At 44.6% G+C, this 23,646-nt stretch carries 18 protein-coding genes; 3 read left to right on the forward strand and 15 right to left on the reverse strand.

Features of this window, described 5'->3' with window-relative positions; genetic code table 11:
* Window positions 1-54: 54 nt before the first annotated feature.
* From FQ083_RS02575 to FQ083_RS02610, 8 genes are all read right to left on the reverse strand, one after another.
* Window positions 55-687, reverse strand: a complete 633-nt coding sequence (locus tag FQ083_RS02575) for a hypothetical protein (RefSeq protein WP_149408713.1) — start codon at window positions 685-687, stop codon at window positions 55-57.
* A 401-nt stretch (window positions 688-1,088) separates the two neighbouring features.
* Complete coding sequence (gene betT / locus FQ083_RS02580; RefSeq protein WP_011513217.1) at window positions 1,089-3,134, reverse strand: choline BCCT transporter BetT; 2,046 nt, start codon at window positions 3,132-3,134, stop codon at window positions 1,089-1,091.
* Between the two features lie 283 nt (window positions 3,135-3,417).
* Window positions 3,418-5,118 (reverse strand): choline dehydrogenase, encoded by a 1,701-nt coding sequence (betA, locus tag FQ083_RS02585; RefSeq protein WP_149408714.1) that lies wholly within the window; start codon window positions 5,116-5,118, stop codon window positions 3,418-3,420.
* Window positions 5,119-5,235: 117 nt separating this feature from the next.
* Window positions 5,236-6,750, reverse strand: a complete 1,515-nt coding sequence (betB, locus tag FQ083_RS02590; protein ID WP_149408715.1) for a betaine-aldehyde dehydrogenase — start codon at window positions 6,748-6,750, stop codon at window positions 5,236-5,238.
* Between the two features lie 175 nt (window positions 6,751-6,925).
* Window positions 6,926-7,498: a TetR/AcrR family transcriptional regulator gene (locus FQ083_RS02595; protein WP_149408716.1), complete on the reverse strand. Its 573-nt coding sequence runs from the start codon at window positions 7,496-7,498 to the stop codon at window positions 6,926-6,928.
* Between the two features lie 20 nt (window positions 7,499-7,518).
* Window positions 7,519-7,863 (reverse strand): DMT family transporter, encoded by a 345-nt coding sequence (locus FQ083_RS02600; protein WP_011513213.1) that lies wholly within the window; start codon window positions 7,861-7,863, stop codon window positions 7,519-7,521.
* A 320-nt stretch (window positions 7,864-8,183) separates the two neighbouring features.
* Window positions 8,184-9,290, reverse strand: a complete 1,107-nt coding sequence (locus FQ083_RS02605; RefSeq protein WP_188004051.1) for a flavin monoamine oxidase family protein — start codon at window positions 9,288-9,290, stop codon at window positions 8,184-8,186.
* Window positions 9,291-9,318: 28 nt separating this feature from the next.
* A complete protein-coding gene (locus FQ083_RS02610) occupies window positions 9,319-9,996 on the reverse strand; it encodes a cupin domain-containing protein (RefSeq protein ID WP_149408718.1) in 678 nt (225 codons plus the stop codon).
* Between the two features lie 249 nt (window positions 9,997-10,245).
* On the opposite strand from FQ083_RS02610, the gene FQ083_RS02615 reads away from it, so the two are divergent.
* Window positions 10,246-11,445, forward strand: a complete 1,200-nt coding sequence (locus tag FQ083_RS02615; protein ID WP_149408719.1) for a sugar transporter — start codon at window positions 10,246-10,248, stop codon at window positions 11,443-11,445.
* A 114-nt stretch (window positions 11,446-11,559) separates the two neighbouring features.
* Here the strand turns inward: FQ083_RS02615 and arfB are convergent, their stop codons facing one another.
* A complete protein-coding gene (arfB, locus tag FQ083_RS02620) occupies window positions 11,560-11,973 on the reverse strand; it encodes an alternative ribosome rescue aminoacyl-tRNA hydrolase ArfB (RefSeq protein ID WP_149408798.1) in 414 nt (137 codons plus the stop codon).
* 379 nt (window positions 11,974-12,352) lie between these two features.
* On the opposite strand from arfB, the gene uvrA reads away from it, so the two are divergent.
* Window positions 12,353-14,914, forward strand: coding sequence for an excinuclease ABC subunit UvrA (gene uvrA / locus FQ083_RS02625; protein WP_149408720.1), 2,562 nt, complete (start codon window positions 12,353-12,355; stop codon window positions 14,912-14,914).
* Window positions 14,915-14,945: 31 nt separating this feature from the next.
* On the opposite strand, the gene FQ083_RS02630 is transcribed toward uvrA, so the two are convergent.
* The 5 genes from FQ083_RS02630 to FQ083_RS02650 form a co-directional block, all read right to left on the reverse strand.
* Window positions 14,946-15,779 carry an HpcH/HpaI aldolase/citrate lyase family protein gene (locus FQ083_RS02630; RefSeq protein ID WP_149408721.1) on the reverse strand — a complete coding sequence of 278 codons (834 nt, stop codon included), beginning with the start codon at window positions 15,777-15,779 and terminating at the stop codon, window positions 14,946-14,948.
* Window positions 15,780-15,937: 158 nt separating this feature from the next.
* Window positions 15,938-16,699 carry an SDR family oxidoreductase gene (locus FQ083_RS02635; protein WP_020443142.1) on the reverse strand — a complete coding sequence of 254 codons (762 nt, stop codon included), beginning with the start codon at window positions 16,697-16,699 and terminating at the stop codon, window positions 15,938-15,940.
* A gap of 181 nt (window positions 16,700-16,880) precedes the next feature.
* Window positions 16,881-17,663 carry an SDR family NAD(P)-dependent oxidoreductase gene (locus tag FQ083_RS02640; protein WP_149408722.1) on the reverse strand — a complete coding sequence of 261 codons (783 nt, stop codon included), beginning with the start codon at window positions 17,661-17,663 and terminating at the stop codon, window positions 16,881-16,883.
* 3 nt (window positions 17,664-17,666) lie between these two features.
* Window positions 17,667-18,674: an NADP-dependent oxidoreductase gene (locus tag FQ083_RS02645; protein WP_149408723.1), complete on the reverse strand. Its 1,008-nt coding sequence runs from the start codon at window positions 18,672-18,674 to the stop codon at window positions 17,667-17,669.
* 221 nt (window positions 18,675-18,895) lie between these two features.
* On the reverse strand, window positions 18,896-20,701 hold the full coding sequence (locus FQ083_RS02650; RefSeq protein WP_149408724.1) for an acyl-CoA dehydrogenase: 1,806 nt from the start codon (window positions 20,699-20,701) through the stop codon (window positions 18,896-18,898).
* Window positions 20,702-20,900: 199 nt separating this feature from the next.
* Between FQ083_RS02650 and FQ083_RS02655 the strand changes: the two genes are divergently transcribed.
* Window positions 20,901-21,959 (forward strand): GlxA family transcriptional regulator, encoded by a 1,059-nt coding sequence (locus tag FQ083_RS02655; protein ID WP_149408725.1) that lies wholly within the window; start codon window positions 20,901-20,903, stop codon window positions 21,957-21,959.
* Between the two features lie 221 nt (window positions 21,960-22,180).
* Here FQ083_RS02655 and FQ083_RS02660 read toward each other — a convergent pair whose 3' ends face one another.
* Window positions 22,181-23,398, reverse strand: a complete 1,218-nt coding sequence (locus tag FQ083_RS02660; protein ID WP_149408726.1) for an LD-carboxypeptidase — start codon at window positions 23,396-23,398, stop codon at window positions 22,181-22,183.
* Window positions 23,399-23,646: the final 248 nt, after the last annotated feature.

The following is a 23,646-nucleotide window of genomic DNA, read 5'->3' on the forward strand; positions in this document are numbered from 1 at the left end:
TTTTTAAATAGGCTTTTTAAGCTTTTTTCTTACGTCTTGTCATGGTGAGTACTATCATGATTTAACTGGCAGTCCGTATTCCACTTTGCTAATAACCTCACCATGCTGCTCAATCGTTAGCCAGTAGCCTTTAATCACGCCGCCATATGGCAAATTGCCATTGTAGTTTTTGTAATGCTCATCCATACACTTTTGTACGATGACCTCACGTTCTGTCTCAGTCGTTCGAGCAATATTTTCAGGCAAGTGAGCATAAGCCAATTGAGCCGCGCCGCCACGGGACATCCAATTTGCGCCGGCAGTAAACTCAAAATCAACATCTGCTCTTAACCGATATTTAGGCAAAGGATACGCATAATGCGCCAAATCATACTTGATTTGAGCGATGTCTTCTTCAAACGTCTCATCCTGCATATCAAGTACTGAAACCAGCTTTTCTAAGAATTGCTCAGGAGTAAAATAAGCATCGATATAACTGCCATCCAAGCCCAATTTTTCGCTAGACAATACGTGACGCAGGCGATCACAGGCAGGAATAGTATGCTTAAGCGGATAGCCCATGGCTTTGGTAATATCTTGGGGACGGCGCTCACACGTATCGATTTGAGTAATGATACGGCGCGCCAAAGAATGCTGCGGTCTATAATAGCGGGTATATTTGGAATGAGTAGCAGGAAGATTAAACAAGTGAGACTCCTATAACTCCGACAATAAAAGTATAATAATAAGCCAAATTCGGCAAATCAAATAAGGCATGGATGACTTTGTCGGAGAAAAGGCTCATGCGCTTTACCAGAGTTATTTTATATCGTGCTGGAAGTTGCAAGGCTTGTAGCGCTGTCATTGATTGATTCACAATGGCAAGTGAAAGCTACGAAACCATTAAACCCACGATAGGTCTGAATGACCATTTTTAATAATGATAGCACATCAGATAATGGTAATACTGTTAATCTTCATTATAAAACGTAGCAGTATATATCCTATTCCTTTTAGAGTGAATCGACTATAACACTGACATTTAAAAAACCCCATAAGTTGAATCCAACTTATGGGGTCAGTGTAAAATCGAGTATATTACTTAGCTATTAACGCTCTAAATGTAAATACTGCAAATGGCGCTCGTACTGGTTTAAGATATCGACCAATACTTGCTCTTTAGAGTAACCTACCAAGTCATACTCTTGCGAGCCTTCACTCAAGAACACTTCCGCACGATAATAGTACTCTGCATTCTTAGTTGATGTGCTCAATGTAAAGTTAGGACGCTCCGCTTTGATCAAATTAACTTCATAAATAAAGTCGTCTTCATCACCGTGTCCAACCCGTAATTTCAGACCATCTATTTGACCGCTACTCTCATCCATACCTTCATCTATATCTTGTCCGATATGTTCAGGGTTACGGATATCCAAAGACGTCTTTAGACCGCCTGCGGCAAACTCTTTTTCAACTTCCGTCATGGCAGGTCTGACCACATTTTGTAAAAACCGTTCAACTTGTGCATGGCTTGGGAAACTCACAATACGTTGCAAGCGTGCTTTCCAGCTTTTACCACTATCAAGCACATTAGCCGTACCAATCGTACTGGCTTTACGCTTATTACCTTCCTCTTTGAGCGACTTCCACATCGACATCATATAGAGTACAAGGATAAGAGAGAACGGTAAGCCTGCAATGACGGATACGGACTGTAATGAGGCAAAACCACCAGCAAACAATAATCCTAAGGTAATAAGACCGGTCGCTGCTGCCCAAAATAAGCGTAACCAAACAGGTGCATCCGTATCATTGGTCATGCCGCGTGAGCTCAAGTTTGCTAATACTAACGCGCCTGAGTCAGCTGAAGTCACAAAGAATACTAGCCCAATCACAACACCTGCAAATGATAGCACTTCGCTGTAAGGAAAATACTCAAACAAGGCAAACATGCCCATTGCCGCATCATTGACTGCGATTTCACCAAGTTCAGTGGCACCATTGGCAACCAAATCTATCGCTGAGTTACCAAAGATAGAGAACCAAGCAAAGATGAATCCAAGTGGGATAAACATCACACCAAATACGAACTCACGCAGGGTACGACCACGGCTAATACGCGCAATAAATAGGCCTACAAACGGTGCCCAAGCGACCCACCATGCCCAGAAAAATATCGTCCAGCCTGATTTCCAGTCAGCGCCAGCTTGACCATCATAAGCATAAACATCAAAAGTTTTGAAAACGATGGTTTGGAAGTATTGACCAATATTTTGGGTAAAGGTATTCAGCAAATAAACCGTATTACCCATCACCAATATCGCGATTAATAGCAATATCGAAGATAGCATATTAAATTCGGATAAACGGCGGACGCCTCTTTCTACACCAGTCATCGCAGAGATCGCCGCGGCAGCGACAACACCTATGATGATAAAGGTTTGAACCATTTTGCTGGATTCAATCCCAAAAACATGAGTCAAACCAGCATTGGCTTGCAATACACCAATACCCAAACTGGTCGCGATACCCATCAAGGTACAAACCACACCAAAGGTATCAATACCATCACCAAGCCAGCCTTTGATTAAACGCTCGCCAAAGATAGGCGTCAGTGGCGAACGTAACGCAAGTGGCATGTTTTTACGATAAGCAAAGTACGCCAATGCCATCCCGATTAAAGCATAAATGCCCCAGCCATGTAGACCCCAATGTAAAAAGGTCTGTGCAAGTGCTTCACGCATGGCCGCCTCACTGGCAGGCTCGAGCCCCGTATGCGGCGTCAGATAATGCATCAACGGCTCAGACGCACCAAAGAACAATAAATCAATACCGATACCCGCAGAGAACAGCATCGCGGCCCATGCTAGGAAAGGAAATTGCGCCTTTTCATGATCTTGACCAAGCTTAATATCGCCATACTTAGAAAAGCCAACAAACAAGGCGAATATACTATACGCGGCAACCACCAGCATGTAATACCAGCCAAAACTCTCTGATACCCATGCCATACTTGAACTTAATAATGCCTCACTATAATCTGGAAACGCAATCGTCCAGATTATCAATAAAATAGAAATAATAGCTGAGCCTAAAAAAACCGTCTTATTTAGAGTCAGGGGTTTCGTCGCATCTTTTGATGGCGAGCTGTACATAAAAGACCTCAATAGGTAAATTAAACAGGGTCTGATATTGCTTTGTCCGTCATAATCTTATGACTGATAACCGCATGACATACAAATAACTGCATGACGCACAAAGCAGTACCAATAAATGAAATTTGCTAAATCAACAATGTGAAAAAATAGCAAAGCAAACGATAAACAGAGGCAGCCATAACGGCACTCATCTTCTTAAACTTTAGCGCTGATAAAAAAGACCTTTACTGTAAAAGGCCTTCTTATTAAAACTGTCTTATATGATTGATGATTCAACCGCTTATACCATAGAACTATAACTCCGCATCGGCTCTGCTCTGAGCGGTGCACCATTAGCGACATAATAATCTACCGTCGAACGTGGCAACTGCACACCGCGCATTTTATCGACGATTTTTTCTGCCAGCATAATGGTGGTCGCGTTTAGATTACCACTGATGATATTTGGCATAATTGACGCATCAACGACGCGCAAGCCATCGATACCATGTACCAGCCCTTCGCCATTTACGACCGAATCATTGTCTTCGCCCATCGCACAGGTACAAGATGGATGATAAGCCGTCTCACTGTGGTTACGGACATACTCGTCCAACTGCGCATCAGTCACTAAATCATCCGTTGGTGCAATCGAGCGGCCACGATAAGGATCAAGTGCTGGCTGATGCATGATCTCACGCGTGATACGCATAGCAGCACGGAACTCCTGCCAGTCTTGATCATGAGACATATAGTTAAACAAGATACTCGGATGAGCACTTGGATCTTTTGAGGTCAGCTTGACACGACCACGACTTGGCGAGCGTAATGAGCCCACGTGTGCTTGGAAACTATGCGATTTAACCGCACTTCGACCATCATAACGTACCGCTAATGGTAAGAAATGGTACTGAATATTAGGATGGGTGAATTTTTCATCGGTACGAATAAAACCGCCACCTTCGAACTGGTTTGACGCGCCAAGACCCGTACCATTGAATAACCACTCAGCACCGATGGCGGGCTTGTTCCACCATTTATTGGCAGGTGCAATCGACACTGGCAGCTTACATTCATACTGCATATACAGCTCTAAATGATCTTGCAGGTTATTACCGACGCCTGGCAAATCTATAATCTCATTAACACCTAGATCTTTTAACCATTGACCAGGGCCAATACCAGAACGCTGCAATAATTGTGGCGAAGCAATTGCACCTGATGAGACAATCACTTCACGAGAGGCATGAAAGTTCTTGGTTTGACCTTGATGCTCGACTTTGACACCGATGGCACGCTTACCATCAAACAAGATTACATCGGTCAATGCACCCGTCAAAATCGTAATATTGCTGCGCGGTTTAGCACGGTCCAGATAGCCACGGGACGTTGAAGCACGGCGACCATTAGGCGTCACGAAACGATCCATTGGCCCAAAGCCTTCTTGCTGATAACCGTTTAAATCGTCAGTACTTGGATAGCCAGCTTGCACGCCTGCTTCAATCATCGCCTGAAACAGTGGATTGACCCCTGGTTTTGAGGTGGTCATCTCAACAGGACCACCCACACCATGATAGTCATTCTCGCCAGCATCACGGTTTTCTAACTTTTTAAAATAAGGCAGGCAATCAAGATACGTCCAATCTTCTAAGCCTTTAATCTCAGACCAATCATCAAAATCTAGTGCATTACCACGGATATAACACATACCGTTAATCAATGACGAGCCGCCAAGTCCTTTACCGCGACCGCAGTCCATCACGCGGTTGTTCATATTCGGCTCAGGATCGGTTTTATAACCCCAGTTATAAGTCGTTCCTTGCAACGGCATGGCGAGCGCTGCTGGCATCTGCGTGCGAAAGTCTAAGCGATGGTCTGGACGACCCGCTTCTAACAGCAATACCTTAATGTTGGCATCTTCGGTCAAACGTGTGGCCAGCACATTGCCTGCCGATCCTGCGCCAACGATGATATAGTCATACTCAGGTGTGGTTGATGTCATAAAACGCTCCATAATATTGAAAAATAAATCATTTGCTATCAGTAAATTCGAACAAAGAACAAATTAGCTCTACTACTGAACCACTTTACTGATTAAGAATTTTCTCAATACAAATGATTAAAATACAGATTCAAACTTACCCAACTCTACTTGGATAGATTTGGTCTGAGTATAGTATTCAAGGGCTTCAATGCCGTTTTCGCGGCCAATACCCGAATGCTTATAACCACCAACTGGCATCTGCGCTGCGGACTCACCCCATGTATTTAACCAGCAGATACCCGCTTCAATTTGAGCGATAACTCGATGTGCTCGGGTCAAGTCAGCAGTCACGACCCCAGCTGCCAATCCATATTCGGTATCGTTGGCACGGCGAATAACTTCTTCTTCGGTCTCATAAGTCAATATCGACATCACTGGGCCAAAGATTTCTTCACGTACGATAGTCATTTCATCGGTGCAATCAGTGAATACCGTCGGGGCGACGAATGCGCCATTTGCCAATTCGCCTGTCATCACACGGTCACCACCTGTTAGCAAGCGTGCGCCACTGGCTTTACCTTGCTCGATATAACCAAGCACTCTTTCCATATGCGGGAAGCTGACTAGTGGGCCCATATTGATGTTTTCATCCATTGGATCGCCGAGCTTAATACGCTCAACACGCGTTAAGATAGCCTGCTCAAACTTAGCTTGCACGGCTTTAGGAACAAACACGCGCGTACCATTAGTACATACCTGACCACTGCTATAGAAGTTCGCCATCATTGCGATGTCCGCAGCTGTATCGATGTCCGCATCATCAAAGATAATTAGTGGTGACTTACCACCCAGCTCTAATGTCACGTCTTTAAGAGACGATGATGCCGCGCTCGACATGACTTTTTTGCCCGTCGGTACGCCACCGGTAAACGATACTTTGGCGATATCAGGATGCTGAGTTAAGGCCTCACCCACTTTATAATTGCCTTGGACGACGTTAAATACGCCATCTGGTAAGCCCGCTTCTGTCAAGATTTCTGCCAGTTTCAATGCAGTCAATGGTGTCACTTCTGATGGCTTAAAGATCATCGCATTACCAGCGGCTAAGGCTGGTGCTGCTTTCCACATCGCGATTTGAATCGGATAGTTCCATGCACCAATACCAGCAACCACGCCAAGTGGCTCACGGCGAGTATAGACAAAGCTGGTATCACGTAGTGGAATCTGACGACCTTCAATCATCGGTGCCAGACCCGCATAATATTCAACGACATCCGCACCAGTGACGATATCGACATACTTGGTTTCAGAGTAAGCTTTACCCGTGTCTTTCGTTTCGAGTAATGCCAGTACGTCATTGCGCTCGCGTAATATCTCAACGGCCTTTGATAGGATTCGACCACGCTCAACTGCTGTCAGTGCTGCCCAAACTTTTTGACCTTTTTGTGCCGCTTTAACAGCCTCATCAATTTGCTCATTGGTCGTTTGCTGAATCGTCGCCAGCACTTCACCCGTCGCTGGATTGATGTCTTCAAAAGTCGTCAGCGTTTCATCTACTGCCAAATAACAGCCGTTAATATAAGCAGTTTGTATTTGTTCTAAGTCGATAATGTCTGTTAAGTTATTTAGCACTGTTTTTGAATCTGTCATGTGTTCTTTCTCCTTACGACGACTGGCAAAAGCTTTATAAAAAAGTTAATACCAAATAATCTCGTCATGGGTTAAGTATTTAAAATAAATTTATAGCGTCTATTTCTACAGGATTTTCTTTCAATGCTTCTATAATAAAAAACGCTTCTTCGATAAATCAGTTGAGAGCAGCGTCTTACTCTTTCTCAGATTGCGTCATGCTTATCAAGCGTTTATGAATGGATGTTTTATCTGAGATATTAATTCCTGAAAAATCAGAGAGCCAAATACCATCAGCGACTAAACGCACCATACATAATGTTTCGGTATTGTCGGTTTCTTCATGTTTCTTTAATTGTGAATTTGCCCACTCTGCCCATAAGTCACGTAGCTCACTATCGCCTAGCATCAATGCATATAGTGTCGCTTGGCTATTGAACTCATGCTGCCCTTTTTCGCCCAAGCTAATCGTGGCATTGATATAAGCACGGGTAAAGGAGCCAAAACGCACTGGGTCTTTTGCCATAGCCGCGTCAACCTCTAGCTCAAACTTTTTCATAGCGTCATGAAATACTTCCATCACCAAGGCGTTTTTGGTGGTGAAATGATGCATCACGCCACCTTTGGTTACCCCAACTGCATCAGCAACCGCTTGGAAGGTCACCTTGGCCAAACCTTGCTCTAAAGTAATGCGTGCCGCTTGGTCAAGTAATGCCCGACGTACTACTTCTGGTTGTTTTTTGCGCTTATGCGCGTTTTCAGCTTCCATTTTTATCTCCAGATACACAATTAATGCCCGACAGAATTAGATAGTAAATTCATCACGACGACACCGCCCACAATCATCGCAATACCAACCACCGCTGCTGTATCCAGTGTTTGCTTAAAAAACACCAAGCCTACCAATGAGGTTAGTACAATCCCAAGTCCAGCCCATAACGCATAAGCGATACCAAGCGGTATGGTCTTGATAGTCTGTGTCAATAAGTAAAACGAGATGGCGTAGAGCACACCCATAATCACTGTCGGCACCAAACGCGTAAACTGCTCTGACTTAGCTAAAAAGGTGGTGCCAATGACTTCACAAATGATAGCAATGGCAAGGTAACCGTAAGCAATCGTGGTAGGACTCATAATTAGGATACCTGTCTCAAATTGAGCACATATTAATAATGTATATATATTAAAGAAACCACACGGTCGGTATTTTATAGAAATAATCTAGCAATGTGAAGGGTTAATATGTATTTTGTTTATTTTAGATGAGATAAGGCTAGATGGAATTATGGGGGCAAGGCGGACTGACAATATGGCTTTACTTGACGCACCGCACTTTGCATTGAGCTCAAACCTCTCCTTACTATAAAGATTGAAACGCCCGTATAGCTAGGAAAGAGCTGATCCAAAAACGACTGTTTAGAGGCGGTTCTTTATATTGGTATAAGCAGGATTAATTAAGTCAAGACTGACTCAGGAAGGTTTAGCATCCCTATGCTAGCGGCATCAATCGCCCCAGCGAGGTAACCTGGGAATTGTGTTGACCATTCGCTGCCAATACCCGTCAGACAATTTTCCCATACGCCGGATGTTGCTTTAGACACAGGTGCTGACGTATGTTGACCATTGCCACTCGAGTCAGTAGCAGTCGCTGTAAACGGTTCTTGCGCCCAGTCTTTAAGATATTCTCTTTTAGGGTTCTCTGCCTCTACACCAAACAGTCTTACCAACTGTGCACGGCAATGGATTTTTAATTGGGCTTCAGAAATATTTTGACGTATTTCTGCAGGTACACCTATAAAACCAAACAGCGCACCACTACCGTCTGTCACCGAAGCATCATGAATCTCAACCATAGGACCTTGGGCGCTTCTCGCCGCTCCAGAAAGACCCTGTTTTTGCCAAAAAGGCGTGTCATAAACCGCCACATATTTTGCATGTGGCGCCATCCAAGTGGCTGTCTGCTGCCACTGCGCAGCTAGATTGGAAGGTAAAGCAGGTTGAAACGTGATGCTTTCTTGTACCAAACGTGGCGGTAGTGCAAGCAGTATATATTGCGCTTGCCAAGTCATTACTTGCTCAGATATATCTTTACTAGCAATCTCAATGTATTGACCAACATGATTAAGTTGATATACGATTTGACCAGTCAAAATACGTGATGCATCTAAGCGAAGATACAGAGCCTCTATCAATGCTGCCATACCGCCTTTAAGTCGCATGGATGGTGGCTCGCTTTTATATCCGTGGGTACGAATAGCAGGCATATCAGGCGTGCGCTCGACCATCATATCGCCGTCTTCAAACTGCATTACGGTCTCTAATTGCAGTTCTGCAATTAGATGCGCCAACTGCTGCTGATAGTTTGGCCAAAACCAAGAAGGTCCCAAATCAAAACTATTTATATTTTTATTATCTCTCGAAAATTTCGCAGTAACGATACGACCACCTAGCGTCGGACGCGCCTCTAACAGCACATAATCGATGCCTTTTTTCTCTAATAAATAAGCCGCATACAAGCCGCTTAGACCGCCGCCAATAATCGCTACCGATGCTTTCTTCATATTATTTTTCTCAACAGTACTTATAAACTCAGTGAACATCCATACCGACTATTTGTGATAAATGTCCAGTTTTTAGATAAACCGTGGCGCCACTCTCTCCTGCTGTTATTTGCGATATCGCATCGACAGGCAGACGTATCCAACCACCGCGCTGATAACTCTGTCCCGCTTCTATCAAAGTACCCTCTAGCACCAATAGCTCAGCACCTCCTACGATGACACCTGTAAACAATGCCTCACCTGCATCTATACATTGCAAGCTCACCTGCTCTTTTGCATCCGAGTATAAATGGCAAACCTCACGGCCGCCTTGTTCTTGCCAGTTGTCAGCATCGTTGGTATCGATAGCGACATGACGGGTCTCATCGACTGTCATCTGCCAAAGTTTGACAAAAATAACAGCCCCCTCATGACTATAAGGCTGATGCCCTGAAGTCGGTGGATTGCGTAGATACCAGCCAGCAAGATAATCGTTGTTATCCGCAGAAAAAGTGCCTGACAATACCAAAATCTCTTCACCTCCTGGGTGCAGATGATGCGGAAAATTTGACTCAGGGGCATAGCGTACGATACTGGTAGCACGTGCTTTTTCGGCACCAACACGGTCAAGCATCACGCGCTCGACGCCGTTTTGTGGTGATTGGACCCACTGATAGTGTTCAGGTGCTAAGGCAGCACGGCATGAAAAATCTGCATTGATGAGCATAATATAACTTCTAAATAAGTATGATATTATTTGGAATTATCCTCTGATTTATCTATTTTGACAAACCAGATAAACCTATTGTCGAAGTCAGTATTTATCATTAAAAGGCTAAGCATTAATGACATTAGCAAAAAACCCCTTTAACTAAACCCATTGACTTGCTATCTTGCTTAGCTTTTCTGTGAACATCTCACTTCCTGCCCCGTTTTTACGCTAATTTTTTAGCATTCTTTCTGACCGTTGGATCTTATGAAACCTAACATTGAGGTGAGCGCAAATGCTCGCCGGACTCAGTATTTTCAAGTATTCCTAATGGGCGTCAGCGCCTTTATCATGAATACCACCGAATTTGTCCCTGTTGCCCTATTAAGCGACATCGCCCAAGATTTCTCTATCACCACGGCAGAGACGGGCTGGATGTTGACACTGTATGCATGGATTGTCGCGGCCATGTCATTGCCATTGATGCTGCTGACCAGTCGCTTTGAGCGCAAGCGTTTGCTGTTGGCCTTGTTTGCGGTGTTTATTGCCAGCCATGTGTTGTCAGTATTTGCGTGGAGCTTTGAAGTACTGCTCATCAGCCGAGTTGGCATTGCGCTCACGCATGCGATATTTTGGTCAATCACCGCAGCGATTGCGATACGCGTGGCACCGGAAGGCAAAAAGGATTTGGCACTTAGCGTGCTTGCGACCGGTACGTCATTAGCGATGGTGTTGGGTGTGCCTCTAGGACGCGTGGTCGGTCAATGGTTTGGCTGGCGGGCGACATTTGGCGGAATCGGCGTAGTTGCTTTGGTAGTATTTATTTTGCAAGCAAGGCTATTACCCACCCTGCCAAGTATGTTTGAGGGCTCGTTTAGAAAGATTCCAGAGTTGCTTAAAAACCCTTTATTGGTCAGCCTATATGTACTTATTTTGCTTGTCTTTACCGCACACTATACCGCCTACTCTTATATCGAACCTTTTATGCGGCAGGTTGGGGCAATCAGTGAAAACGCTGCAACGGTTGTGCTGCTATTGTTCGGTGTCGCAGGGATTGCGGGTAGTGTAATTTTCAGTCGTTGGGGTGATAAATTCAATACCAGATTAATGCTGATATCGACGATACTGATACTATTGTCTATGCTCATGCTGTTATTTGCGGTAACCTCAATATGGGCGCTCAGCTTGATTGCCCTACTCTGGGGCGCGGCGCTCATGCTGCTGATTATCTCCATGCAAGCCAAGGTCATCATGGTCGATGTCAATGCACAAGACATGCTGATGTCGATGTTTTCAGGGATTATCAATTTAGGCATTGGGACGGGCGCGCTGTTCGGAGGCTATGCAGTGACACATATTTCACTATCGAGCGTGGGCTATGTTGGGGCGGCTATCGCGGTTATGGCATTGCTACTGATGCTATTTATGATAAAGCGCTTTCCTGAGTTAAGTAAAAGGCTTGGTTAGCTAAGGGCAGATTAACCAAAGTTCATTCAGCGCACAAAAAAATGCCAGCCACTTAGATGGGCTGGCATTTTGCTTTTTGGTCAATTGTGAAAATCCACCTTCAAATCAGTCTATCTAAAAATCCACCTTACCGCGTAATACTTTTGTTTTACCACGCTGAGTTTTTTGATCGACACGTTTACGCTTAGCATTTCTGCTTGGCTTGGTAGGTCTTCGCGTCTTATTGATATAAGTAGCTTTGGTGATAAAGCTTTGTAAGCGCTCAAACGCATCAATTTTATTACGTTCTTGGGTACGAAATTGCTGCGCCTTAATAATGAGCACACCTTCTTTGGTAATTCGGCTGTCTTTACTATCAAGCAAACGCTGCTTATTTACATCACTCAAGCTTGAGGCATGGATATCAAAACGCAAATGAATCGCAGAAGAGACTTTATTGACGTTTTGCCCGCCTGCGCCTTGCGCACGTATGGCACTAATCTCTACGTCACTGTCATTTAGACTAATGGTATTGCTGATAAAAATCATAGAACTCTTTTTTAAATCATGAATAAATATGATTAATGATAAACCATTATCAGCTACCTCGCCACTTGCCAGCTCACCCACTTCAAAAATCCGCATGTCTTAAAAGCAGTTTTTCAAGACTTATAAGCTGAAATTCAGAGATGAAACCTTATAAATGTTATTGTCTGGCATTGCTATGTCTGTCCTCTGTCTGTAAAGCGTAAACCTATCTAAGGATTCGATATTGACATGCTAGGATGGTTTTAGATTGCCAAGACATTGCTTAAGCCAAGACATTGCTTAATTAGCTAATTATTTAACAAGCAGTTTCTTAGCCAAAACTTTACCCGCCTTCTGCACACTAAAGCTAAAAATACGATTTGATAGGAATAACTGTTTTATGACCACTAAAAATAAAAAAGTAAAATCCAGTGCAAAAGTTGATGACAATGCCACTAAAAATATCGCTTGCGACCCTGCTCATAGTATCCAAGTCAGAGGCGCAAGAGTTCACAATCTAAAAAACGTCGATGTTGATTTGCCGCGTAATGCCCTTGTGGTATTCACGGGTATATCAGGGTCAGGCAAATCCTCGCTGGCATTTGGCACCCTTTTTGCTGAGTCACAACACCGCTATCTTGACTCAGTATCGCCTTATGCCAGACGCTTGATCGATCAAGTGGATCAGCCTGATGTCGATTCAATAGAAGGCTTGCCGCCCGCTGTTGCCCTGCAACAACAACGAGGTACGCCGTCTGTACGTTCATCGGTCGGTAGCGTAACGACGATTTCAAATGGCTTACGCATGCTCTACTCACGAGCGGGGGAATACCCTGCTGGTCAAGGTATACTCTACGCTGACGCGTTCTCTCCAAATACGCCAGATGGCGCTTGCCCTACTTGCTCCGGTATTGGCCGCGTGTTTGAGGTGACAGAAGAATTGCTAGTTCCTGACAATACCAAAACCATTCGTGAACGTGCGATTGCCGCTTGGCCGCCTGCGTGGCAAGGTCAAAACCTAAGCCGCATCCTGACCACACTTGGCTACGATATCGATAAGCCGTGGAATACCCTGCCCCAAAAAACCCGCGATTGGATTCTCTTTACCGACGACACTCCAGAAGTCCCTGTCTATCCAGAGTACAACATTGAACAAGTACGCGAGGCGATTAAAAAAGGCGAAAAGCCCAATTATAAAGGGACGTTTACCAGTGCAAAGAATTTCGTCTTGCACTCTTTTGCTAGCACTCAAAGTCCGCGTACCAAAAAGCGCGTTTCCCAGTTTATGCAAATTTCTGAATGTCCAGAATGCCATGGCAAAAAACTCAAAAAAGAATCGCTATCGGTGAAGTTCGCGGGTCTTGATATTGGTGAATTGTCCCAATTAACCCTAACCGAAATGGCGCTCAAACTTCAGGATGCTGCCAAGACTAAACCGACTGACAACATGCCAAACCGAGAAAAGGCCATCGTTGCTCAACGTATTGCCAGTGACATTCTGTCTCGAGTTGAGGCGTTAACCACACTGGGCTTAGGGTATCTTTCACTTGAACGCACTACACCTACCTTGTCTCCGGGTGAACTACAACGCTTAAGGCTCGCCACCCAGATTCGCTCTAAACTGTTTGGTGTGGTCTATGTGCTTGACGAGCCGTCTGCTGGATTACATCCTGCCGATACTCAAGCGCTATTGGGCGCATTGGATGAACTAACAGCGGCTGGTAACTCGTTATTTATTGTTGAGCATGATGTCAGCGTGATTCGGCACGCCGATTGGATTGTCGATGTGGGGCCAAAGGCTGGAACCCATGGCGGCGAAGTTATTTACAGTGGCCCTGTAGCAGGATTGCGGGACGTTGCACAATCACGCACAGGACAGTATCTTTTTGAGACTGACGGGGCGGTTGAGCATACCCCAAGAAAAGCAAAAGCCTCGCTACAGCTGGTCAATATCGAACGCAACAACTTACAAGGGCTAGATGTAGCGTTTCCTCTAGGGGTGATGACAACGGTGACGGGCGTATCAGGTTCAGGCAAATCAAGTCTAGTCAGTCAGGCGCTGGTCGATCTCATTTATAGCGAATTAGGGCAGAAGACAATCATCGAAGCGCCGACTGGCGAAGCTGATTTACTAGAGCAAGAACTAGAAACTCAGACCAGCGGTAAGATTGCTGATGGTATGGAACACGTGAGTCGATTGGTGACCGTCGATCAAAAAGCCATCGGTCGTACGCCGCGCTCAAACCTTGCCACTTATACCGGCCTGTTCGATCATGTGCGCAAATTATTTGCAGCAACGCCAGAAGCCAAGGCACGACGTTACGATGCCGGTCGATTCTCCTTTAACGTTAAAAAAGGCCGCTGCCCAAATTGCGAAGGTGTCGGATTTGTCAGCGTCGAACTGCTATTTCTGCCGAGTGTTTACTCGCCGTGCCAAGTGTGTCATGGGCAACGCTACAATAATGAAACCCTTGAGATCACTTATCGAGGCAAAAATATCGCTGAAATCCTCAATCTCACCGTCGAATCTGCTTATGAATTCTTTGTAGAAGAAGCACCCATACTACGAGCATTAGACGCGTTGCTAAAAGTCGGACTTGGTTATCTCAGGCTTGGTCAGCCAGCAACCGAGCTTTCGGGCGGTGAAGCACAGCGCATTAAGCTTGCCACCGAACTGCAACGGACACAACGAGGAGACACGCTTTATATCCTTGATGAACCAACAACTGGCCTGCACCCTTCGGACGTGTCGCTATTGATGGCGCAATTGAACGGACTCGTTGACGCTGGTAACACTGTGATTATGGTCGAACACGACATGCAAGTCGCTAGTAATAGTGATTGGATTATCGATATTGGGCCCGGTGCGGGTGATGAGGGCGGTCTTATTGTGGCAGAAGGCACACCAGCAGAAGTCGCAAAATCAAAAGCCAGTCGTACCGCGCCTTTTTTGCTGTTTTAGTCTATTAGAGCGCATTCTATCAAAAAATACCTTATGAACTCAGCAACTGACGGCAGCGCTCAATTACGGGCGCATCGACCATTTGACCTGCTATTTTAAATACCGCTTGCCCGCTCCGCTCGTATTCTTCTATCACACGTCTTGCAAACTCAATATCGGCGTCAGTCTGTTGCAGAGATTGCTTAACAGTTGCTACTTGCTTTGGATGGATACAAAGCATTCCGGACATGCCCATTTGTGACCATAATTGCACTCGCTGCCCAAGCCCCTTACCATCGTTAAAATCAGTATAAACTGTATCAATAGGCGCTAATAATTGATGTGCTTTTGATGTGAGTAAAAGCTGATAACGAATTTGATTGGCAATAACATCTGCTGCCGCTGTACCTACGTGCACCTGTAAATCATTGCATAAATCTAAAAACCCATAGCTAAATGCAAGCAGTCCAGCAGATTTTGCCATACTATCGATTTGATATAAACCAAGCGCTGTCTCTATTAATGCAATGACGGGCAGTCCAGTCATGTTATGAGCATTTTCAATATCTGATGCTTGCTCAGCTTTGGCTAGTAACACGCCAGCCAAATTAGGCATTTTCTGACAGAGCACTACGTCTTTGAAAAACTCCTCACTACCTGTTTTATTGATGCGTACCCAAATCGGCTGATAAGCCTGACTATTATAATAGACTTGTAAATCTTTGCGAGCTCGCACCTTGTCCGTTGTAGCAACCGCATCTTCTAAATCCACAATCACTGCATCTGTCCCACTGGCAAAGGCTTTTTCCACTCTATCTATGCGAGTGGCTGGAACGAATAACCATGTTTTGATATTGGAAAATTTTTTAACAATAGATGCTTGCATGCTTTACTCCTTCCTTAAATATTATTACTTCAAACACTATTATTTCAAACACTGTTACTTAAAATATTAGTACTTACTATAACCAAATAAAAAACCGTATGCCATTTATCAGCATACGGTTTTAAAAATGGCTCTACTTTTAGAGGGCGAACGGCTAACTAAGCCAACATCCCACCATCAACAACGATCGTTGCGCCCGTCGTATAGCTTGACGCATCAGACACTAGATATAATACCGTGCCAGCCATCTCATCTGGATCTGCTACGCGTCCTAATGGAATTGCATGTAGCGCCATTTTTAAGACTTTATCATTAGTCGTTAACGCTGAGGCAAACTTAGTATCGGTTAAACCAGGCAACAACGCGTTGACACGAATGTTCAATGGGCCACACTCTTTTGCAAACGCTTTAGTCATGCTAATCACAGCAGCTTTGGTGATTGAATAGATGCCTTGCTTGTCACCTGCGACTAAGCCATTGACCGAAGCGGTATTTAAGATAACCCCGCCGCCCTGCTCGCGCATCATCTTACCAGCAGCTGTCGACATAAAGAAATAACCACGAATATTGACTTCAACGGTCTTATCAAAAGCGGCTAAGTCCGTATCTAAGATATGACCATAATAAGGGTTTGCAGCGGCATTATTGACTAAAATATCGATTTGACCGAACTCACTTTTGATGTGCTCAAAAATAGCATCAATCTGATCCATATTTCCGACATGGCACGCAAAGGCACTGGCTTTGTGACCATCAGCGACAATGCTATCAGCGACCGCTTGGCAAGCATCAATTTTACGGCTAGAGACAATGACGTGCGCGCCTCTAGAAGCTAATAAGCGTGCAATAGATTCGCCAATACCACGACTAGCACCTGTGACCAAAGCAATCTTACCCGTTAAATCAAATAAATCTTTCATTATTATTCCTTATATTTTTAAATATATTATTTATACATTTTAAATGTGTAGCAGAGCTGGAAGAAATTTTTGCAGCCTCTGGAGTGCAACGCACACAGCAAGCAAGAAAATTTTTACCAGCTCTGAGATACTTAGCTTAGAAATTTCATACCAATCGTTTTAAGAAATTGCATTAAGTCAGCTAAGCCAACATGCCACCATCAAGGGTAAACGCATGACCATTCATAAAGCTGCTTTCATCGCTCGCGAGCCATGCAATCGCGCCGGATACTTCATCAACTGTCCCTAAACGACGTAGCGGGCTGGCATTAATTGTTGCTTTTTGCGCGCGCTCGCCCATCTTCGCCATGGTATTTTGCACCATAGGGGTGTCAATAAAGCTTGGACAGACGGCGTTAAAGCGAATATTGACGCGCGCATATTCATGAGCAGCAGACTTGGTCAGTCCCATCACGCCATGTTTAGCGGCGCTATATGCTGACAATAACGGCGCAGAACGCAGCCCTGCGATGGATGCCACATTAATCACGTGACCGCCACCATTGGCTGCCATACAAGTAACAGCCGCACGCATGCAATGCCAGACGCCTTTTAGATTAACGGCAATATTACGGTCAAAGTCCTCATCGCTTAGCTCATGCATCGGTGCAGGCTGATGGTCGATGCCCGCATTATTTACCACGACATCAAGACCACCCAACGTTTCCATGGCAAAGGCAAACAACGCGCGTACTTCGTCGCCACTCGTCACATCGACCTTTTTAAAGACGATACTATTGCCAGCGTCTTGACCTTGCTTAGCAACCGCAGCGCCCATCTCTTCGGCCATATCACCGATCACAACTTTTGCGCCGCGACTGGCTAGCAATAACGCGCTAACCGCACCGATGCCAGACGCACCGCCCGTGATCAAAATTCGTTTGCCCGTTACATCTGATGAAATTCCGTTTGTATTCAGTGTCATGATCTATCCCTCTACCTTAAGTACCAGTTTGCCGAAGTTTTCACCTTTAAAAAGCATCATCAGGGTATCTGGGAAAGTCTCGATACCTTCAACGATATGATCTTTTACTTTCATATCACCTGACTGAATCCAGCCAGCAATCTCTTTCATCGCGATTGGATACTCTTTAATATTATCAAAGACAACGATGCCTTCCATACGGGCACGATTGACCAATAAGGATAAATAATTTGACGGCCCTTTTACCGCTGTGGTGTTGTTATATTGGCTAATCGCACCGCAAATCACGATACGCGCGCGCAGATTAATTTGCGTGAGGACGTCATTTAAGATATCGCCGCCTACGTTATCAAAGAAGACATCGACACCGTTTGGACAAGCTTGCTTTAAGCCTTTTTTGACATCCTCATTTTTATAATCTACTGCAGCATCGAAACCTAGCTCATCAACTAAGAATTTACATTTCTCAGCACCGCCTGCGATACCAACGACACGGCAGCCTTTTAGTTTGGCAATCTGTCCAACCAAGCCACCAACGGCACCCGCAGCACCAGAGACGACCACCGTCTCGCCAGCTTTTGGCTCACCAGTTTTTAATAAGCCAAAGTAGCCAGTCATACCTGGCATACCGAGCACGCCTAAGTAATAAGATAAGGGTGCAAGGTTTGGATCGACTTTGTATAACCCATTACCATCACTGACCGCATATGACTGCACGCCATTGTGACCACAGACATAATCGCCGACGGCAAACTTCTCATGCTTACTTTCAATGACTTCGCCCACGGTACCCGCGCGCATGACATCACCAATCTGTACTGGTTCGATATAAGATTTGGCATCGTTTAACCAGCCACGCATCGCTGGATCCATCGAAATATATTCAATTTTTATCAGTAACTGACCGTCTGTGATAATCGGTAGTTCTGACTCAGTATAATCCCAAGTCTGCGAACTCGGTGCGCCAACAGGTCTTTCTTTTAAGCGCCACTGCTTATTCATTGTTGTCATTATTTATTCCTTTAAATTTTTATAAAAAGCCATTGGTATCGTTTGCTTAAAAAGAGTTTATTAAAAATAAGCCAAATATATTAAAAAGCGTTCTTCTGGGATAAATTTTTCTCGCTTGCTGTGCGCTTTGCACTCCAAAGACTTCGAAAAATTCATCCCAGCATCACATTAGTCGTATTGTTCAGGCATGTTCTTATGTTGAAAACATTCCAAACAGTCACTTAAAACCATTCTGCTTGCATATTGGTACATACCGCATTGTCATTATTTAACAGTTCGATGTCGCGATTAATTAACGGCAATTCCCAATCGATAAAGTATTTGGCTGCTTGTATTTTCCCTTGATAGAAATTCTGCTTTTCAATATCTGTTGTCTCGCTTAGCAATTGCTCAGCTTTACTGGCTTGGCGAATCCAAATCCAGCTGACCACGATAGAGGCAAAGATATTCATCAATGCTTGTGCGTTACCAGTCAGCGTTAGTGCTTTTTCCGTTTGCAGGATTTTGCTTAGATGCACCAATACTTCATGCAGATGACCCATATAAGGCATCAATTTACCGGCAAGTTTGGCAGTCTCGGGCGTGGTAATGCTTTCTAAGTCTTGGGTAATTTCACGTTTTAGAATTTGAATACCAAGACCCTTGTTTTGCCATAACTTACGGAATGATAAATCTAACGCTTGCACACCATTTGTGCCTTCATGAATGGGATTGAGACGATTGTCACGCCAAAACTGCTCGGCTTGATACTCGCGCGTATAGCCTGCACCGCCCAATACTTGAATGCCTAAATCATTGGCTTTGGGCCCATATTCAGATGGCCATGCTTTTAATACTGGGGTTAATAAATCCAGCAGTTCTGATAGCTCAGCTTTTAATGTTGCATCTTCACAAGTATTGATACGGTCAATCAGGTTTGAGCCATATAAACACAGTGAAATGCCGCCCTCGCTATAGGCTTTTTGCGCAAGCAACATACGCTTCACATCGCCATGCTGGATAATCGCCGTTGCTGCATCTTCAGGTTTATTATTCGGTGCAATTCTGCCCTGCGTTCTGTCTTTGGCATAATCGAGCGAATACTGATAACCACGATAGCCAATCATCGCCGCGCCAAAACCAACCGCGATACGTGCTTCATTCATCATTTTAAACATGTAACGCAGACCAAAATGCTCTTCGCCGATAAGATAGCCATAGCACTCGCCTGCATCGCCAAAGCTTAATGCGGTAGAAGTCGCACCTCGATAGCCCAGCTTATGAATAAGTCCCGTTAAATGCACGTCATTGCGCTCGCCAACCGATGCATCGTCATTGAGTCGATACTTGGGTACGGCAAATAAAGAGATACCTTTGACACCACCAGGACCGCCCGGCACTTTGGCTAATACCAAATGCACGATATTGTCAGACAATTCGTGATCGCCTGCTGAGATATAAATCTTGCTGCCTTTGACGCGATAGCTGCCGTCGTCTTGTTTAACGGCGGTAGTTTTGATATCGGCAAGCGATGAGCCAGCATGTGGCTCAGTTAATGCCATCGTGCCGGTAAATTCACCCGTTAGCATACGCGGCATAAAGGCATTTTTAATCTCATCACTGGCGAAATGTGAGATGACATTAATCGCCGCCGTGGTCAAAAATGGATAAGCCGTCGTTGATGGGTTGGCCGCCATAAAATAGCCTGCCACTGCGGTCATAACCGTTTCGGGTAATTGCATGCCGCCATCGTCAAAGCTATAACGACCAGCGATGAAGCCCGACTCACGAAACGCATCAAAGGCGACTTTTACGTCACTTATCATGCTGACTTTTTTGCCATCGAACTGTGGCTCGTTTTTATCTGCCACATGGTTATGGGGCAAGAATAAATTGGTCGCGATTTTATTGGCAGTGTCTAATACTGCATCGAAGGTTTCGCGGCTGTGTTCTGCAAACTTCGGATGCTCGGTTAAATGTTCAGTACCCAATACATCATATAGTTGGAACGGTAACTCAAAGTCATTGATAAGCGTATCTGCTGCCATAGTATTCTCATTAACTCATTAAATTTGGTGATTCATTGATATTAATCTAATTTAACGCCTTGCCGTATTGTCATTTATGACATAATTATGGTCAAATAAGACATTCTCTCTAACCTATGGTGAGTGAATTTCAAATTACGTATCGTGCGGCTGATGAATATCAGCCATAAATTTGCATACACTTAAAGGAAGCCAAATTTTGCCCTACTTCAAACCGTTTAAAGTGATTATCGTTGGCTTCGATGGCGTGCTCGGCAGTGTGCTCGCTGGGGCGTTAGATTTATTTTCGTTTACTGGCGTCAGCTGGCAACGGTTTTTGGATGAGGCAGTAGAACCAAGGTTTGACGTGCAGATTGCAAGCTTAGGTGGCGCGGATATTAGATGCAGCAACCGTTTAATCATGCGCGCGCATTGCGATATTCAGGAAGTCGCAGAGTGCGACTTACTATTAATTCCAACCATTGGCGATTCAATCGATAAAGTATTGAGCCAAAATAGCGATTTAATTCCGCACATCAAGCGACTGGCGAATACCAAAGCGGATATCGCTAGTAATTGTAGCGGGGCTTTCTTTTTGGCAAAAGCAGGCTTGCTCGATGGCAAAGTAGCGACTACTCATTGGGGCTATGCCAGTAAGTTTAAGGCAGATTTTCCACTGGTTGATTTGCAAGAGAATCAATTTGTCACTCAATCAAAGAATCCATCAAAGAACCAATCAAAAAGCCAGCCAAAAAGTGATTCAGCACACCAATCAGGCAATATATTTTGTGCGGCAGGTGGTAGCGCCTTTTATGACTTGGGATTGCTATTGATAGAGCGTTATTGTGGGCGTGAGATTTCTACCCAAGTGGCAAAAACCCAGATTATTGATAGTAAAAGAGGCAATCAAAACAGCTATACCAATGTGACGTTGCATAAACCACATTCAGATCAACTGGTTAAACAAGTACAAGAGTTTATCGAGGAAAACTTCAAGCAATCTATTCAAGTTAGCGGCTTGGCAGCTATGGTAAATATCACCCCACGCACGTTAAATAGACGCTTTCAATCCTGCGTTGCGATGCGCCCGATTGAGTATATTCAAGCAGTCAGAATTGAGCAGGCAAAGCGCTTACTGGAATTGGGCGATGTGACGATAAAATCGTTAGCGGAGCAAGTTGGTTACGATGATATTTCCTCATTCACTAGGCTTTTTAAACGCGCTACTGAACTGACCCCGAAAGAATATCAGGAGAAATTTTCGAGACTGGCGATTTAACTTTATAGTGTATTTTTTCAAAGTAATACGTTGCTGAAGCAAATTTATCACAGCAAAAATTTTATGTAGTTAATTCGATATAAAAACGATACAGCGAGACGAAAAGTTGTTTTGCGCAGCATCTATCGGCGTAGGCACAGCACGCAAGAAAAACAACTTTTCATTGAGCAACTTGATAGCCATGTAACTGATTTATTTGGATTCGACTATAGACCTAAATTTTATTGCCACAAGCCTTCGACATGAATGGCGTCCGACTTAATAGTGGGATAATCGCTAAATGCCAATTGATAGCCACCGACTGTATTGGCGCTAAGCTGGCACGTCGCCCCCAGTGGAAAACTGTGTTTCTGACCAATATGACCAAAGCGCATGCCGCTATAAATCGTCAATCCTGTCAGCTTATGCAATTGACGAATCACGGTGGCGACATCATAACGCTTGTCATAGCTGTCCTCACCTGCACCTGATAACGCGCCAAACACGATGGCTTGCTGATCTTTAAACACACCTGCCAAATACAAATCATACAGCATGCGCTCAATACGATAGGCTTGCTCGCCGACATCTTCTAAAAATACGATACCGCCAGCAATTCGTGGCACATACTCACTGCCTGCCAGCGCTGACACCACGCTCAGATTGCCACCCCAAATAGTGCCCGTTATCGTTTTCGGCTCAGAGCTTGCCAAGATGCTCGGTAAATTTGGACTGGTTAAAGAGGCATCTGGTATGTTGACAGCCAGATTAGGATTGGTTAATGCTTCCGCAAATTGTCGACAGCTGACTTGGTCGGGTTTGGTTTTGCCAAACTCACTGTAAAGCATCGGGGCGGCAAGCGAGCTCATGCCTCCTTTTGCCAATAGTGCGCACTGAATAGCGGTTACATCACTAAAGCCTGCGAGTATCGTGCCACGCTCCTTCATAATGCGTCCCAGCGTTGACCAATCCACCATCGGCAATAGACGCACAGCACCATAGCCACCGCGTACACCAAGTAGCAGCTTTGGCGCTTTGATCGCACCCGTGGCGATATTTTGCAGATCACTTGCTCTTTGCGAATCCGTACCTGCAAAGCGCAAATACTGCCGAGTGGTAATCGTAGGATTATCGACTTTAAAACCTGCACAAGCCATGCGATCTAACGCCAATTGATTGCGCTCGTCACTACCACCGACATTAGAGCTGGCAAAAAGCCGCGTCTCAATATTCGGCGTGATACAACTCGTTTGCGCCTGCAATGTTTCGGGCGCTGCTTCTTGTGATGTTAACGCCGTTGGCAGGTCATCTTTGGTAAGCTGCGTACTTTTATCTTGCTGAATAGCATTGGCGGCTAGCGCCTGAGTCATGCTTTGGGTTACTAATAATCCTGCCCCTGCACTGATTCCGACTTGACATAAAAATTGGCGACGATTAAGTCCAGAAGATATCTTGGTCATTATTTTACCTTTTTGTACTATTCAGTTAATGCTTGTTTAACAAGGATACTTCTTTAGCATTGATGCTTTAAATGCACGCGATTTCATTTAATATGCGCTAAGCCTTTATCTTTGAAACATTGCATTATAACGGAAGTTGGGACGGCAATTTGGTTTAAGATTGTCTAGGGCAGCTCAACCCATTGTTATGCTAGTCAACAAAACGCTACAGAATCACTCACAGCCTTATTTGGATGAAGTGACGACTC

This window comes from Psychrobacter sp. ANT_H59, from assembly GCF_008369225.1.
Classification (GTDB): domain Bacteria; phylum Pseudomonadota; class Gammaproteobacteria; order Pseudomonadales; family Moraxellaceae; genus Psychrobacter; species Psychrobacter cryohalolentis.

Bases quoted from the DNA above. Each gene is read 5' to 3' on its own strand.
- betT (WP_011513217.1), bottom strand. From the start codon at position 3,134: ATGTACAGCTCGCCATCAAAAGATGCGACGAAACCCCTGACTCTAAAT.
- betA (WP_149408714.1), bottom strand. From the start codon at position 5,118: ATGACATCAACCACACCTGAGTATGACTATATCATCGTTGGCGCAGGA.
- betB (WP_149408715.1), bottom strand. From the start codon at position 6,750: ATGACAGATTCAAAAACAGTGCTAAATAACTTAACAGACATTATCGAC.
- FQ083_RS02595 (WP_149408716.1), bottom strand. From the start codon at position 7,498: ATGGAAGCTGAAAACGCGCATAAGCGCAAAAAACAACCAGAAGTAGTA.
- FQ083_RS02600 (WP_011513213.1), bottom strand. From the start codon at position 7,863: ATGAGTCCTACCACGATTGCTTACGGTTACCTTGCCATTGCTATCATT.
- FQ083_RS02605 (WP_188004051.1), bottom strand. From the start codon at position 9,290: ATGAAGAAAGCATCGGTAGCGATTATTGGCGGCGGTCTAAGCGGCTTG.
- FQ083_RS02610 (WP_149408718.1), bottom strand. From the start codon at position 9,996: ATGCTCATCAATGCAGATTTTTCATGCCGTGCTGCCTTAGCACCTGAA.
- FQ083_RS02615 (WP_149408719.1), top strand. From the start codon at position 10,246: ATGAAACCTAACATTGAGGTGAGCGCAAATGCTCGCCGGACTCAGTAT.
- arfB (WP_149408798.1), bottom strand. From the start codon at position 11,973: ATGATTTTTATCAGCAATACCATTAGTCTAAATGACAGTGACGTAGAG.
- uvrA (WP_149408720.1), top strand. From the start codon at position 12,353: ATGACCACTAAAAATAAAAAAGTAAAATCCAGTGCAAAAGTTGATGAC.
- FQ083_RS02630 (WP_149408721.1), bottom strand. From the start codon at position 15,779: ATGCAAGCATCTATTGTTAAAAAATTTTCCAATATCAAAACATGGTTA.
- FQ083_RS02635 (WP_020443142.1), bottom strand. From the start codon at position 16,699: ATGAAAGATTTATTTGATTTAACGGGTAAGATTGCTTTGGTCACAGGT.
- FQ083_RS02640 (WP_149408722.1), bottom strand. From the start codon at position 17,663: ATGACACTGAATACAAACGGAATTTCATCAGATGTAACGGGCAAACGA.
- FQ083_RS02645 (WP_149408723.1), bottom strand. From the start codon at position 18,674: ATGACAACAATGAATAAGCAGTGGCGCTTAAAAGAAAGACCTGTTGGC.
- FQ083_RS02650 (WP_149408724.1), bottom strand. From the start codon at position 20,701: ATGGCAGCAGATACGCTTATCAATGACTTTGAGTTACCGTTCCAACTA.
- FQ083_RS02660 (WP_149408726.1), bottom strand. From the start codon at position 23,398: ATGACCAAGATATCTTCTGGACTTAATCGTCGCCAATTTTTATGTCAA.